Origin of the sequence: Microcoleus sp. S13C4, from assembly GCF_036700865.1 — a bacterium.
In the GTDB taxonomy this organism is placed as follows: domain Bacteria; phylum Cyanobacteriota; class Cyanobacteriia; order Cyanobacteriales; family Microcoleaceae; genus Microcoleus.
The window spans coordinates 64794-79407 of record NZ_JAUBPS010000022.1 but is presented as its reverse complement, the minus strand read 5'-3'; the positions used below and the strand labels follow the sequence as shown (position 1 = coordinate 79407).

At 45.7% G+C, this 14614-nt stretch carries 12 protein-coding genes; 6 read left to right on the top strand and 6 right to left on the bottom strand.

The features are described from left to right. Nucleotides 1-96: 96 nt before the first annotated feature. Complete coding sequence (rppA, locus tag QT996_RS11990) at nt 97-786, bottom strand: two-component system response regulator RppA (protein ID WP_333046769.1); 690 nt, start codon at nt 784-786, stop codon at nt 97-99. A gap of 210 nt (nt 787-996) precedes the next feature. On the opposite strand from rppA, the gene QT996_RS11985 reads away from it, so the two are divergent. From QT996_RS11985 to QT996_RS11975, 3 genes are all read left to right on the top strand, one after another. After that, entirely contained in the window at nt 997-2001 is a 1005-nt protein-coding gene (locus tag QT996_RS11985; protein ID WP_333046768.1) for a multicopper oxidase domain-containing protein, read from the top strand. Between the two features lie 161 nt (nt 2002-2162). Then, entirely contained in the window at nt 2163-3191 is a 1029-nt protein-coding gene (locus tag QT996_RS11980; protein ID WP_333046767.1) for a helix-hairpin-helix domain-containing protein, read from the top strand. A gap of 87 nt (nt 3192-3278) precedes the next feature. Next, nucleotides 3279-4223, top strand: coding sequence for an FTR1 family protein (locus QT996_RS11975; protein WP_333046766.1), 945 nt, complete (start codon nt 3279-3281; stop codon nt 4221-4223). Nucleotides 4224-4337: 114 nt separating this feature from the next. Here the strand turns inward: QT996_RS11975 and QT996_RS11970 are convergent, their stop codons facing one another. The 5 genes from QT996_RS11970 to QT996_RS11950 form a co-directional block, all read right to left on the bottom strand. Further along, nucleotides 4338-4817 carry a hypothetical protein gene (locus QT996_RS11970; RefSeq protein WP_333046765.1) on the bottom strand — a complete coding sequence of 160 codons (480 nt, stop codon included), beginning with the start codon at nt 4815-4817 and terminating at the stop codon, nt 4338-4340. Nucleotides 4818-4856: 39 nt separating this feature from the next. Continuing rightward, a complete protein-coding gene (locus QT996_RS11965; protein ID WP_333046764.1) occupies nt 4857-7970 on the bottom strand; it encodes an efflux RND transporter permease subunit in 3114 nt (1037 codons plus the stop codon). Nucleotides 7971-8060: 90 nt separating this feature from the next. Then, entirely contained in the window at nt 8061-10007 is a 1947-nt protein-coding gene (locus QT996_RS11960; protein WP_333046763.1) for an efflux RND transporter periplasmic adaptor subunit, read from the bottom strand. Between the two features lie 202 nt (nt 10008-10209). Continuing rightward, the gene (locus QT996_RS11955; protein WP_333046762.1) at nt 10210-10407 is read right to left on the bottom strand and encodes a hypothetical protein; all 198 of its coding nucleotides are present in this window, start codon (nt 10405-10407) and stop codon (nt 10210-10212) included. A 348-nt stretch (nt 10408-10755) separates the two neighbouring features. Next, a complete protein-coding gene (locus QT996_RS11950) occupies nt 10756-11475 on the bottom strand; it encodes a DUF305 domain-containing protein (protein WP_333046761.1) in 720 nt (239 codons plus the stop codon). A gap of 322 nt (nt 11476-11797) precedes the next feature. On the opposite strand from QT996_RS11950, the gene QT996_RS11945 reads away from it, so the two are divergent. From QT996_RS11945 to QT996_RS11935, 3 genes are read left to right on the top strand one after another with little or no spacing between them, the layout of a single operon-like run. Continuing rightward, on the top strand, nt 11798-11992 hold the full coding sequence (locus QT996_RS11945) for a heavy-metal-associated domain-containing protein (protein ID WP_333046760.1): 195 nt from the start codon (nt 11798-11800) through the stop codon (nt 11990-11992). 36 nt (nt 11993-12028) lie between these two features. Further along, nucleotides 12029-14284 carry a heavy metal translocating P-type ATPase gene (locus QT996_RS11940; protein ID WP_333046759.1) on the top strand — a complete coding sequence of 752 codons (2256 nt, stop codon included), beginning with the start codon at nt 12029-12031 and terminating at the stop codon, nt 14282-14284. A gap of 19 nt (nt 14285-14303) precedes the next feature. Beyond that, complete coding sequence (locus tag QT996_RS11935) at nt 14304-14540, top strand: hypothetical protein (protein WP_333046758.1); 237 nt, start codon at nt 14304-14306, stop codon at nt 14538-14540. Nucleotides 14541-14614: the final 74 nt, after the last annotated feature.

The following is a 14614-nucleotide window of genomic DNA, read 5'->3' as shown; positions in this document are numbered from 1 at the left end:
AATCTTTCATAGCAGTCATTTTTACGATCGAGTTTTATATATTATAGCCAGATACTGGAAACGAGATATAATCCGCCCGCCGTTGCCCCTACAGCTTTAATTTCTCATCCGGTATCCTACGCCGTGAACGGTTTCAATTAAATTCGTGCCGCCAACTGATTCAAGTTTGCGCCGTAGCAAACGCACTTGAGCTGCTACCACATTGCTAAAGGTATCTGCACTCGCCTCCCATAGCTGATTCCGAATTTGGTCAGTTGTGATAATTTGGTTGGGATGTTTCATAAAGTATTCTAGCAGTTGAAACTCTTTGTTTGTTAGAGAAATTATCTGGCTGTTACCACTTCGATCGAGATGGCACACAGTTCGAGTTCCGCAGTCCAAAACCAGATTTCCTACCTGTAGCTGTTGCGGTTGAATTTGGGGCGATCGCCTTTGCAAAGCCCGCAATCTTGCTAACAGTTCCGCCATGCCAAACGGCTTGACTAAATAATCGTCAGCCCCGGCATCTAGTCCCGCAACTTTATCTTCCATTCGGTCTTTGGCGGTTAGCATCAAGACGGGCAGGGCGCTATTTTTAGCACGCAATCTCCGCAGCAGTTCCAATCCTGACAATCCTGGTAGCAACCAGTCAAAAATAGCCAGGTTATATTGCATCCAGTGACTGTCTAAATATTGCCAAGCTTCACTGCCATCCAAAGCCCAATCAACTATATATTTTTCCTGCTTTAAAGTGCGCTCGATCGCTTTTCCTAAATCGGGCTCGTCTTCAACTAGCAAAACTCTCATAACACTAATTTACAGCGCTAAATCTCTATACATTGTTAGCCGCCGACAGCGCCAACCCCCAGCATCTAAGTTGGCACACTTAGATGAAATCAGCATGAAATCTTCTGAGTTTGCGGAAGAAAAAGATTATAGTTGACAATTATTGACAACAAGCGGGAAATGTCTTATACTCAAATGCGACCAAAGTTTTGAGAATTATTTTCAAGAAAAATGGCAGACTTATCCGATCGTTCCGTCATTAAAATGGCGGGGCGCTTGAGTCGCCGTCAACTCCTACAGCTAGGAATAGCCAGTGCTGGGGTAGCGGGCGGCGCGATCGCATTGCAAAATTTCACCCAAAAACGACCGGCAGCCGCGAGAATACCGCCAATGCCCGCCGATGCAGTCGCATCTAGCAACATCAACCCGATGCAGATTGCGCGGGATTTTGATTACGGCACGGTGACGCGCGAAAATGGACGCACGGTTCGGGAATTTCGCCTGGAAGCTAATACTTCGATCGTCCAACTTAACAGTGCCGTCACTTTCAACACCTGGAACGTCAACAATCGCGTGCCCGGGCCGACATTGAGGGCAACTCAGGGCGATCGTATCCGCGTCATCTTTTCTAACAAAGGTGGACATTCTCACTCGCTGCACTTTCACGGAATTCATACCAGCGAAATGGATGGCGTTAAACCTGTGAGAAACGGTTCGGTATTTATTTATGAATTTGATGCCAATCCTTACGGAGTGCATCTATATCACTGCCATATTGCTCCCGTAACACGCCATATCGGTAAAGGACTATATGGAATGTTCATTGTCGATCCGCCAAAACCCCGTCCTCCCGCCGATGAAATCATGTTAATCATGGCGGGATATGACGTAAACGAGGACGAAAAAAACGAACTTTACGCTTTTAACGGGTTGCCCAACTATTACATGAAAAACCCTATCTCTATCTATAAAAATCAGCTAGTTCGGCTCTACGTCCTCAACCTAATTGAGTACGAAGCAGCAGTAACCTTCCACTTGCACGGTAATTTTTTTGACGTATATCGCACGGGAATGACTTTAACTCCCAGTGAAAAAACTGATGTCATCACAATGGGAGTAGCTGAAAGACATATCTTAGAATTTACTTACGGCTACCCTGGAAAATATATGTTTCATCCCCATCAAGATGCGATCGCCGAAGCTGGCTGCATGGGTGTATTTGAAGTCATCACTTAAACCCAATCCTGCTACTACGGTGCGCCGATTCAAATAAAGAAACTATGAAATTATTTGACAAGCTCGATCGCACATAGGTAGAATAAATAGCTCACAAATTGAGAATTATTCTTAATAAGTTGTGAGTCCAAATGCACATAAAGTAAAAATTAGCAACTGCCATGTTACCATCCTTTCGCTTATTACCGACCGCCACGGCTACAGCCATCCTCGTTGCTCTGACCGGTTGCGTTTCCCCCACAGCCAGCAACACCAGCAGCACCGCCTCACCCGTTGCCACAGCCAGTCCCCCATCCACAAGCGGTCACAGCATGAACCACGGCGGCAAAGGCGGCATCAACATCAATACTGCCATTCTTTCAGAGTTAGATAAACTCGAAGCCAAGTTAGGAGTACCGGCACTTTCTAACAAAATTCAAGCCAGCCGCCCTTACGGAAAAGTCGAAGAATTGGTTTCAAAAAATGTCATTACTCAAGCCCAATTCGACGAAATAAAAGACTTGGTAACTATTGAAGATGTGGTGCTGACAGGGGAAGCCAAAGATGTAGACTTCATGACTAAAATGGGATTGATGAAAGGGCATCTTTTCGTAGCCAAAGAACTCTTGGATCAAGGCAAACCAGACCAGGCAGAACCTCACATCGGGCATCCAGTCGAAGAAATTTATGCCGATGTGGAAGATCAGCTAAACGATCGTAAAATTACTGAATTTAAGACTACTTTAATTAAATTGCAGGATTTAGTTAAAGCGGGTGCAAAAGATCCGGCTCAAGTGAATGCGGAATTCGACACATCCATGCAAGCAGTTGACGGAGCAATTGCCGCCCTTCCCGAAGCCCAGCGAAAAGATCCGAAATTCGTACTGCAAGTGATTAACGGCTTGCTGGATACAGCTAATTCCGAATACGGAGCGGCAGTTGCTAACGGCAAAATTTCCGCAATTATTGAATATCAAGATTCGCGGGGTTTCGTCATGTACGCGGAAAGCCTGTACAAAGATATCGCCGAGCAAGTGGCTAAAACCAGCCCCGAAATCGATAAAGCAATTGTTGCAAACATGACCGAACTGAAGACAAATTGGCCAACGGCGATCGCACCCCCCGCCCCCGTAAAAACCACCGAACAAGTCAGCCAGCTCGTTAAAACTATCGAAAGCGACAGCCAAAAAGTTCTCAAACCAGCATCCTAAAAATCTCCCTCTCATCGTCGGCGGTAATTGGTAAATAATCTGCCAATTACCTCGCTCCTTAACTACTCCCATTCCTACCATAAAAAAATGAATTTTGGCGAAGCATTGCCCACATTTGTAATTACTCTGCGCGAAGGAGTCGAAGCCGCCTTAGTTGTCGGAATCGTTCTCGCTTGTCTCAAAAAATCAGGACAAAGTTATTTAAGTCCTTGGGTTTTCGGCGGTGTTGGCGTTGGACTTATCGCCAGCGCTTTGATAGGTATACTGTTCGGTTGGACTATTCAAATTTTATCCGCATCCAATCAGCCTTTTGCACCGATTATGGAGTCGCTGCTAGAGGGAATCTTTGGGCTGATAGCGATCGCAATGCTGAGCTGGATGCTGATTTGGATGACAAAACAAGCGCGATTTATGAAAGCCGAAGTTGAAGGCGCTGTGAGTGCGGCCTTAACGCAAAACTCTCATGCTGGTTGGGGCGTATTTAGTTTAGTTTTTATTGCCGTTTTGCGCGAAGGGTTTGAAACTGTTTTGTTTGTCGTCGCCAAGTTTCAACAAGGCATTATTCCGGCGATCGGCGCTTTGGGAGGAATACTTTCAGCAGCCGGACTTGGTGTGCTGCTGTTTAAATGGGGAGTCAAAATTAATATCCGCCTGTTTTTCAAATATATGGGCATTTTATTGCTCTTTATTGTAGCGGGTTTAGTGGTATCTACTTTGGGTATTTTTGACAGCGCTATGAATATTTTATCGCAAACAAATCGCGAATCAGCAGCACTGTGTTTCTATTACGAAAGATTTACTAAAATCCACTCTTGCATTCTCGGGCCGATGGTCTGGAATACCTCGCAACTGCTTCCCGAAGAAAAGTTTCCAGGTTTGTTGTTGAGTGCGCTGTTTGGCTACACGGATAAGCTCTATGTCGTGCAGGCGATGGCTTATTTCGTCTTTTTAATTACCGTCGGCGGCATCTACCTCCAAAGTTTGGCAGGTCGAGTGTTTTTCCCATTGAAAAAAACACAGGTAATGAAATAGGAAATTAAGTGCGATCGAAACGCGATCGGCTTTTTAGTGGAAATGCAGGAGGCAGTTGTTTGTTGCTAATAACTAATGCGCCCATAAGTGAGAGCGCATTAGGAAATCAGCTATCTATTGATTGAAGGTAAAACGACCGTCAACTTTTTCTCCGTTAATATCCGCAGTAACTTTCACGGGATAACTTCCTGCATCTTTGCCGGGAAACACCACAGCGTAATGTTTGCCCTCAGCATCATACTTGAGAGCTAGGGTTTGCTGCTTTCCATTCGGCAACTGCACTTGAGCTGTCATTTTGGCGTTAGGAACTGGTTCCTTTTTCTCCCCTTTTTGCAAAAAAACATCTAAATGAGTTCCGGTAGCTTCTTTTTCAGGTACAAACTCTAAATAGTAAGCTCCAGACTTTACAACTTGCCCCCCTTTAGTTGCTGTTGCAGGAGCAGTGGCGGGAGCCGAAGACGCAGGTTGAGAGGCGACAGGAGGGGATGCTGGAGTGGTATTCGGCTCGCTTGCTTGGTCGCCTTTACTGCAAGCTCCCAAAAACAGTAATCCGACACTACCTAGAATAACTAAGCTAGACTTGAGCGATTTCATTGGTTTGACTCCTTGCTGACGGACAATAATTAGAAAATATCACACATTAAGTACCTTACCGTCTTCAATAACTGGCTGAGGTTTTTGAGGTCGTAAAAATGTCCCAAATTGAGCATACAAAGCTGGCAAAACTAACAGAGTTAGTGCTGTAGAAGTAAATAAACCTCCTAAAACTACTACTGACAGCGGTTGGAGGATTTCCTTGCCCGCCCCGCCTTCAAATACTAAAGGTGCTAAACCTAAAGCTGATGTTAAAGCGGTCATCAGGATGGCGTTGAGCCGTTCCATCGAGCCTTTAACAATAGCTTCCTTAAAAGGCATTCCCTCGGCAAATTTAGTGTTGTAGTTGTCTACTAAAAGCAAGCCGTTACGGGTAGCAACCCCGAATAATGTGACAAAGCCTACCAGAGAAGCTACAGAGATGATGCCGCCAGTCAAAGCTACCGCAATGACTCCTCCCACTAATCCGATCGGCAAATTAATCATAATCATAGCAGTTGAAGCGATAGACTTGACCGACAAGTACATCAATAATGTAATTACCAAAAAGGCGATCGCACTAAATATCATAATATTTTGCGAAGCTCTTTGCTCGGCTTCAAATTGACCGCCGTACTGGATAAAATATCCAAAAGGCAACTGCACCTCTCGTTTGACTTTAGCTTGAATTTCATTCACAACCGATCGCAAATCCCTACCTTTAGCATTAGCCGCCGCCACAATCAAGCGAGAAACATTCTCACGGTTAATCGTATTGGGACCCGTACCGTATTTGACAGTAGCAACTTGGGCGAGGGGGATTTTGTTGCCACTTGGAGTATCAACCAGCAAATTCTGAATAGTTTCTAAGTTATTTCGGGCTTCAGGCTGCAACCAAACAACTAAGTCAAAAGTTTGCTGCACCTCCAAAACTTGAGAAACAACTTTGCCGTTCAAAGCTGTTTCAATAATTTCTGAAAGCTCTCCGATTTTCAAACCGTATCTACCCGCAGCTTGGCGGTTAAACTTAATTTGAATTTGTTGCACGGGAACCTGGGGTTCTAGTTGCAAATCCACAATTCCTTCAACTGTTTTCATTTGCTCTTCAACTTTTGCACCGATGCTGCGAAGTTGATCCAGATCCGGGCCAAAGATTTTGACAGCAATCTGACTCCTTACACCAGATAAAACCTCATCCATCCGGTGAGAAATAAAACCGCCGATATTTGGTGCAACTCCCGGCAATCTAGCAAATTCCTGCCGCAGCGACTCCAAAGTTTTCGGCCTGTTTTTCATCCCAGCCTCGCTCAAACCGATATCAATGTGAGCTAAATTAACTCCCGCAGCATCAGCATCTCCGGGAGCTCTGCCCGATCGCACTTGCACGTATTCAAACCGGGTATCATTCTTAAGTGCATCTTCGATCGCAAAAGCCGCGCTATCTGTTGTCTCCAAAGACACCCCCGGATAAAGCAGAATAGTATTCACCAAAGTTTGCTCCTGAAACTCCGGCAAAAACACCCGTCCAAAGGATGGCAAAATAATTAATGTAGCCACCATGCTAGCAGCAGCTAAAGCTAAAATAATCCCCGAATAACGCATTGACAATTCTACGATCCAATGATATTTTTTCTTGCAAAATCTTGGCAACCAGGGTTCTCGTGAACTCATGCGTTTGGTAGGCAACAAGATAGCGCAAAGTGCCGGAGATATTAACAGCGATTCCAGACTAGAAATCACAACAACTACCAAATAAGTAATCCCCATCGGCGTAAAAATTCGACCTTCTACACCGGGCAAAGTAAAAATAGGAGAAAATACCACAATTCCAATAACAGTCGCTCCAATTAACGAATCGCGCACCTCCTGACTGCCATCAAAAATTACATCCATCACCGGGCGAGGATGAAGAAAAGCCTTATTTTCTCTCAAATTGCGGTAGGTATTTTCGGCATAGACGATCGCATCGTCGATCGCAGTGCCGATCGCCACCGACAAACCACCCAAAGTCATCGTATTCAGCCCCAGCCCCAGCCAATACATCGCCAGCAGCCCGAACAGCCAAGTTAGGAAAAAATCGAGCAAAACAACCGTCAGAGTCCGCCAATTCATCAAAAACGGGATGAGAATAAGGGTGACGATAATACTGCCTTCAACTAAAGCCGATCGCACATTCTCCACCGAGGAATTAATATATTCTTCCTGTCGAAAAGTCACAGTAACTTTAATATCTTTGGGCAGAGCTTGCTGCACCTCAGCCATTGCTGCCTCAACCGCTTTAGTTACCGTCGGAGTATCAGCAACTGCCTGTCTGTTTACCATCACAATCACAGCTTTTTTGCCGTTAAAACTGCCATCGCCCCGCTTGATTGCAGCACCAATCTTGACATCAGCTACATCAGCAATTCTGACAGGTGTTCCGTGGCGAGAGGCGATCGCCGATTGCTGCAAATCTTCCAGAGACTCAATCCGCCCCACCCCCCGGATTAAAGTTTCTCGATCCGGCGTAATTAAATACCCCCCCGGCGCGTTAACATTCGCAGCCGCCGCCGCTTCGGCAACTTGCTGCAATGACACATTAAAAGCTTTCAACTTGGCAGGTTCTACTAATACTTGATACTGCCTCTGATCGCCGCCGTAAGCCACCACTTGAGCAACGCCAGTCACAGCTAGAAGGCGATTTGTGACTTGCCAATCAACCAGACGGCGCACTTCCATCAAAGAAGTAGTTTCCGAGGTAAAAGCATAGGTAATAACAGTACCCACAGGAGAAGTTGTGGGAGAAATTTGTGGTGCCTCTACTCCTGCGGGAAGCTTGCTTTGAGCTTGCTGCAACCGTTCTGTTATCAACTGGCGCGCTTGATAAATTTCTGTTCCCCAATCAAAGATTACCTTAACTGCAGAAAGACCCACAGCGGAAGATGATCGGACTGCTGTCACCCCAGGAGTTCCATTAATCGCACTTTCAATTGGCAGTGTTACTAAAGACTCGATTTCTTCCGGCGCGAGACCCGGTGCTTCCGTCTGAATTTCGACTTGCGGCGGTGCAAAAGGAGGGAAGACATCAAGGGACATTTGGGGGATGATATACAATGTCCAAAGACTAACAATAATGGTGGCAAGAACGACTAGCCACCGGCGGTTAATTACCCATTTGAGAATTGTGCTGAACATTTAATAATTTGGGAATTAGGCATTGGGAATTGGGCATTGGGAATTGATAAAAACAGCTATCCGTGTATCCGTGACTTCCGTGTCGTGCTGTTACTTTAAACTCTTGACTTCTGCGTCTTGAGTTTTAACGTGATGGTTGTCATTGTGTAACAGCAGTTCATTGTCCAACGCCGATGCAGAGGCGGAAAAACTATTGTTTCCGGCATTGTTTCCAGAATCGGCTGCTAGTGCTGGAAATTGGCGCCGATTTCCCCACAACACACCGGCTGTAAAAGTCAGGGATGCGATCGCAACTCCTCCTCCTATTCCCGCCCACCATAAAGACACGGGTAAATTATTAAAATTAACTTCTCTTATCTTGGGATTTGCCTCTTTCTGTGCCTCGTCTTTTGAGGGCTTGCTGGGTCCCCGCAAAGATTGTGCGTAAAGTTGAGGTGCGCGCTGCGTTACTATCAAGTCTCCCTCGAATAAACCCCTCTTCACTTCAACTAAATCTCCGGCCGTTTGACCGAGTTCAATTTCAACCGCTTGATAAGCATTGCCATTTTGGACGTAAACGGTTTTTTTACCGCTAACATCCACTACCGCCGCACTCGGAATTGCTAAAATATTTGTGGCAGTTTTGTTGGTTAAAATCTCCAACTCCGCAAATAGTCCAGGCTTTAATTCGCCGTTAATATTATCGAGTTCTGCTTTCACCGGCACAACCCGCGTTTCTCCTTCCACGGATGACCCCATTAAGGCGATTTTTCCCTTGAAAGTGCGATCGGGTAAATTAGCGACTTTTACCCTGACTTCCTGACCCTGTTTGACTTGATTCAGGTCTTTTTCGTAAATATTGGCTGTGGCAAAAACGCGGCTGTCATTTAAGAGGGTCATCAACAGTTTTTCAGCGTTTACTGACTCTCCGGGGGTGATTTCGCGATCGGCTACCGTCCCGGAAATCGGAGCAACTACGGTAACGAGTCCTCGCTCGTTGGCAACAGTTCCTAATTGTTGTAGCCGCGCTTGATAGGCTGCGTCAGCCAAGCGAATGCGCGACTGAGCGACTTCGACGGCAGTTTTGCCGCGTTTGACTTGGTTCTCGGCTTCTAGGACTTCCCGGCGGCTCTGAGCTCTGGTAAGTTGAGCTTTTGCTTCTGCTACTCTGCCTTGAGATTCCCGCAATTCCCGCATTGGGAGGTCTACTTCGGCTTGTTTAATTTCGGTTTCGGCTTTGATAACTTCAGGACGGCTTTTTGCCTTAGCAACAGCGGCTTGTGCTTCGGCGAAGTGCGCTTGCGATTCCAGCATTGTGCGCCGCGCGATCGCTCCTGATGCCGCTAATTCTTTGTCGCGATCGAACTGTTCTTTAGCAATAGTTAATTCTGTTTCGGCCCGCGCTATTTCGGCTTGCGCTATTTCAACTTGACGTTGATAGTTTTCTTTAGCGGCTTGCACAACTGAACGCTTGTTTACTAATTCTTGTTCTCGCTGGTACTGCTTAGTTACCGCTGTCAGTTGGGTTTTGGCTTGGGCGATTTCTGCTGCGGATATTTGAAGTTGGCGATCATAATTTTCTCGTGCTAGTTTGAGATCGCCTTCCGCTTGCTGCAAATCTGCCTCAGCTTCGGCACGTTTCGAGAGAGATTCAACCCGCAACAGTCCTAATTCTGAACTCGATAAAACCGCCACCGGTTGACCTTTTGATACTTTGTCGCCAGGCTTAACCAGCAACTCTACTACTTTGCCAGCAACAGCAGCCGTCACTTCGACTTTTTGGTTGGGTAAAGTTTCAATTTGTCCAGTGGTTTTAATGCCGATATCTAGTCGCTGAGGGGCAGCAGGGGAGACTTTAATTCCTAATCGTTTGGCTGTTTCGGCATCGACAGAAATAGCAGCAGGAGTTTGAGTTGTTTCGCCGCTTTGGTGAAATTCATTTCCGTGGCCAGCGTGGGCAAAAACAGCGGCAGGAGAACTTAGCAAAATTAGGCTGAACAAACTTCCCGAAAAGCTGCTAATAATTGCCGGATATTGAGCATATTTATGAAATATCATCGTTGGCATTGTCCTTGAAATCAGGTTGAGTGCCACAGGTTTAACGGTTGGTATTTTGCCAAGGTAAGTAAGTGATACCCATTAAGTAAAATTACTTATTAGCATTTTCCAAGAAGCGACCGCTAAGCAATGACCAAGAGCTATAAATGCTCTACTCAACCTAGTATTTCACGGTCAAATGAAATTAGGATGAAATTTCGCCTCAGCAGCCCAGATGCCCACCGGATTCTAAAATACGAAGATAAGTTTCGCCTAATGACAAGCGATTGTTCTGTAGATTTTTTTCCGGTTTTTTTATCTCTGCTGGCGCTTCAATTTCCTTTGTTAATGCGCTCACTAGCGCCTCTACGGCGGCATTTGATGTATAAGTGGTGTTTAATTCCAAGGTATTCAATATCATAAACTACCCTCTCTTTCTATATAGCTTTTTGCTGAGTTATCTATTACTTTAGAGGTAGGGCTGAGCAATTGTCTACAGTATTTTTACGTAATTTTCTACTACTTTAGAGGTAGGGCAGCTCAATTATGTACAGTATGTGTAGCTACTCTCAGGAAACTGAGGTGGATTCAGACAAATGCTGACAGCCACTGTCGAGCTACATTACTTTGTCTACCAAGGTTGTCGCCACTTTTTCATTTGCTCAATTTCTTGCTTTGGTGAAGCAAGTATTTTCGGAACTCTTGAGCTAATGTGATTAATGTCACTCATTTTTGGGATTTGGATCACGTTTTGTTAAGGGGAGCTAAATTACTGTTTGTACCAAGCTTGCCGCCACTGTTTCATTTGCTCAATTTCTTGCTTTTGCGAAGTCAGAATTTCTTGAGACAGTTTCTTCATTTCCGGGCGTTTTGACTTCTTCAAAGCATCTTCAGCCATCACTAAAGCTCCTTCGTGGTGAGGAATCATCGCATTGATAAATCGCAAGTCAAATTGGTCGTCAGCGGCCCCTAAATCCATGCTCATCATCATGCTTTGCATTTGTTCGGGAGTCATTGCCATCATGTGACCCATGGCAGCATGATAAGCCATCGGCGTACTGCTGGCTTTGGGATACCAAGTTTTTCGCCACTCTTTCATTTGATTAATTTCGCGGTTTTGAGCAGCAATTATATCAGTGGCAAGTTTTTTCATTTCCGGGCGTTTGGATTGTTTAAGCACATCTTGAGCCATTTTTACAGCACCTTGATGGTGTACTGTCATGCCATCAATAAACCGCAAATCGTAGTCGGCATCAGCAGGGCCTAAATCCATTGACATATTGTGATTCATGCCATGATTCATGCCACCCATGCCGCCGCCTTGTGCCATGTCTTGCTTGTTGTTTGCTTCCTTTGCAGCCGTAACCTTTGGGGCTTGAGTTTCGCTGGAAGGGGTGTTTGAACAAGCTGCAAGCACTCCGCTGGTTAAAGCGGCTGCGGCGGTCAATATCAGCCCTGCAAAGCCTGTTTTTAATGAAATGGGTTTCATAGATTTTATATGCTTAAAACTGCGATTTATCTTCAGCTTTCCACATATAAATGAAATTAGGATGAAATTTTTGCCTCGGAATTGTAAAGAATTATTGCTGTGCCGTCGATCGCACTCAAAGTTAAGATTTACAGGACTCACTTGAACCTAATTATGTAGGGTGCACAGTGCGCGCCTTACCCCTATGGGTAGCGTGTCACACCAGTTTTTTGATAATTTCTGATTTATTTTGCAATTCCCCTTGACTCTCCTGTGGACTGGAGACTTTACAATAGAGTTAATTCATTGATTGAGCAGAGTAGTTTCTGCTGAGGTTCAAATTATGACTTTACAGCTAAAAGTTCCTAAGATGGCTTGTTCTGCTTGTGCGACTACAATCACAAAAGCAGTCCAAGCCATTGACTCAGCCTCCACGGTTGAGGCGGATATCAAGACAAAATTGGTCACGATTCAAACCGCTAAGTCGGAAAGTGAAGTTAGGAAAGCGATCGCATCGGCCGGCTATCCAACTATTTAAAGACAAAGGGTAAATGTCTCATTGAGGATGGCATATATGGACAATCTCACACTTAAATTGCGGGGCATGAGTTGTGCTTCTTGTGCTTCCTCTATCGAACAAGCAATTCAATCTGTTCCGGGCGTAATTGAGTGTCATGTCAATTTTGGGATGGAACAAGCAACCATCCAATACGACTCTAAGCAAACCAACTTAGAAACAATTCAAGCGGCTGTTGATGCTGCGGGATACCAAGCTTTGCCACTTCAAGAAATGGCGGCAGCAGAGGATGATTCCGAACAAGCCGATCGCAAATCGGAATCTCAAACCTTGCAGCGGAAACTCTGGACAGCAGGTATCATCAGCATCCTGCTAGTTGTGGGCGCTATTCCGGCGATGACCGGCTTGCACTTGCCATTTATTCCCGCGTGGCTGCACAATTATTGGCTGCAATTAGTCCTGACATCACCCGTACAATTCTGGTGCGGTAAATCGTTTTATGTGGGAGCTTGGAAATCCCTAAAACGGCGGGTGGCGACAATGGATACCCTGATTGCTTTGGGTACAAGTGCTGCTTACTTTTATTCTGTATTTGTGACATTTTTCCCCGGTATATTCACCGCCCAAGGGTTAAATTCTGGTGTTTACTACGAAGTTGCCGCTAGCGTTGTTGCCTTAATTTTGTTGGGGAAAACCCTAGAAAATCGGGCGAAGGGAGAAACTTCGGAGGCTATTCGCAAACTCATGGGTTTGCAAGCCAAAACTGCTCGGATAGTTCGCAACGGGGAAGAGTTGGAAGTGCCGATCGCCAAAGTGGAAATTGGCGATGTCGTGCAGGTGCGGCCGGGCGAGCAAATCCCCGTAGATGGAGAGGTTATTGAAGGCTCTTCCACAGTAGACGAAGCAATGGTTACGGGGGAAAGTTTGCCCGTTAAAAAGCAGCTTGGCGACGAAGTTATCGGAGCCACAATTAACAAAACTGGCAGCTTCAAGTTTCGGGCAACAAGAGTTGGCAAAGATACATTTTTAGCTCAAATTGTCAAGATGGTGCAGGACGCACAGGGTTCAAAAGCACCGATTCAAAAGTTAGCCGACCAAGTGACTGGTTGGTTTGTTCCCGCAGTAATTGCCATCGCTTTAGCTACTTTTATTATCTGGTTTAACGCGACGGGAAACTTCACTCTAGCCACTGTGACAATGGTGGAAGTGCTGATTATTGCCTGTCCCTGCGCTTTGGGTTTAGCGACTCCGACTGCTGTGATGGTGGGAACCGGTAAAGGTGCAGAAAATGGGATTTTAATTAAAGGAGCGGAGAGTTTAGAATTGGCTCACAAAATCCAAATTATTGTGTTAGATAAAACTGGAACTCTCACAGAAGGCAAGCCGACGGTAACTGATTTTGTGACAATTAAAGGAACGGCGAACAGCAATGAGTTAAAGTTGCTGCAATTGGCGGCGTCTGTCGAGCGAAATTCGGAGCATCCTTTGGGGGAAGCTGTTGTGAGGTACGCTCAATCTCAAGAGGTTAATTTGACGGATGTTAAGGATTTTGAGGCGATCGCGGGCAGTGGTGTTCGAGGGGTTGTAGGCGGAAAGTCGATCGCCCTGGGAACGCTCAGGTGGATGCAGGAACTAGGCTGCGATACTGAATATCTGGAACTGCGCGGGAGAGCTTTGGAAGCTGCGAGCAAAACGGTTGTTTGGATGGCTGTAGAGGGCAAAATAGAGGCAATTCTCGGCATTGCGGATGCTCTCAAACCATCGTCAGCGCAGGCGGTGAAAGCACTTCAAAAACTCGGTTTGGAGGTGGCGATGCTGACGGGGGACAACCGCGCGACTGCGGAGTCGATCGCCCAATCCGTGGGCATTACTCGCGTTTTTGCCGAAGTTCGACCTCACCAAAAAGCAGCTCAAATCCAAGCCCTGCAAGGGGAAGGAAAAATTGTCGCGATGGTGGGAGACGGAATTAACGACGCGCCGGCTTTGGCCTTAGCAGACGTGGGAATTGCGATCGGCACCGGCACCGATGTGGCGATCGCAGCCAGCGACATTACCTTAATTTCAGGAGATTTGCAAGGCATAGTTACAGCTATTCAACTTTCCCGCGCCACCATGCGGAACATCCGCGAGAATCTGTTTTTTGCGTTTATTTATAACATCGCTGGAATACCCATCGCGGCGGGCATTTTGTACCCCATTTTCGGTTGGCTGCTCAATCCAATTATCGCCGGCGGAGCAATGGCTTTTAGTTCAGTTTCCGTACTTACTAATGCTTTGCGCTTGCGGAATTTTAAACCAAAATCTATTGCATAAATTTGGAGGAATTATAAAAATGTTACACCATCGCCAAATTTTGGGAATTATCGCGAGTTTAGGACTTGTGATGGGAATGGCATCGGGAGTTGAAGCTTCCGAACAGTCCGTCCAGCATCCTACTTCAACGAATCAATTCCGCAGCATTGAACAGCCGTTAAGTTTAAAAATTGGCGTAACAGCAGGCGGATTGACATTAATTGGTTTAGAACTGTGGTGGTTTTTGTTCAGTAAAAAGCAAGTTAACACCAGGTAAACTGTACCGACGCGGTTTTTTCCAGCAAGATATCGCTAAAATTGAGGAAGCTTAAAAAATTTGGAGTGAGCTAA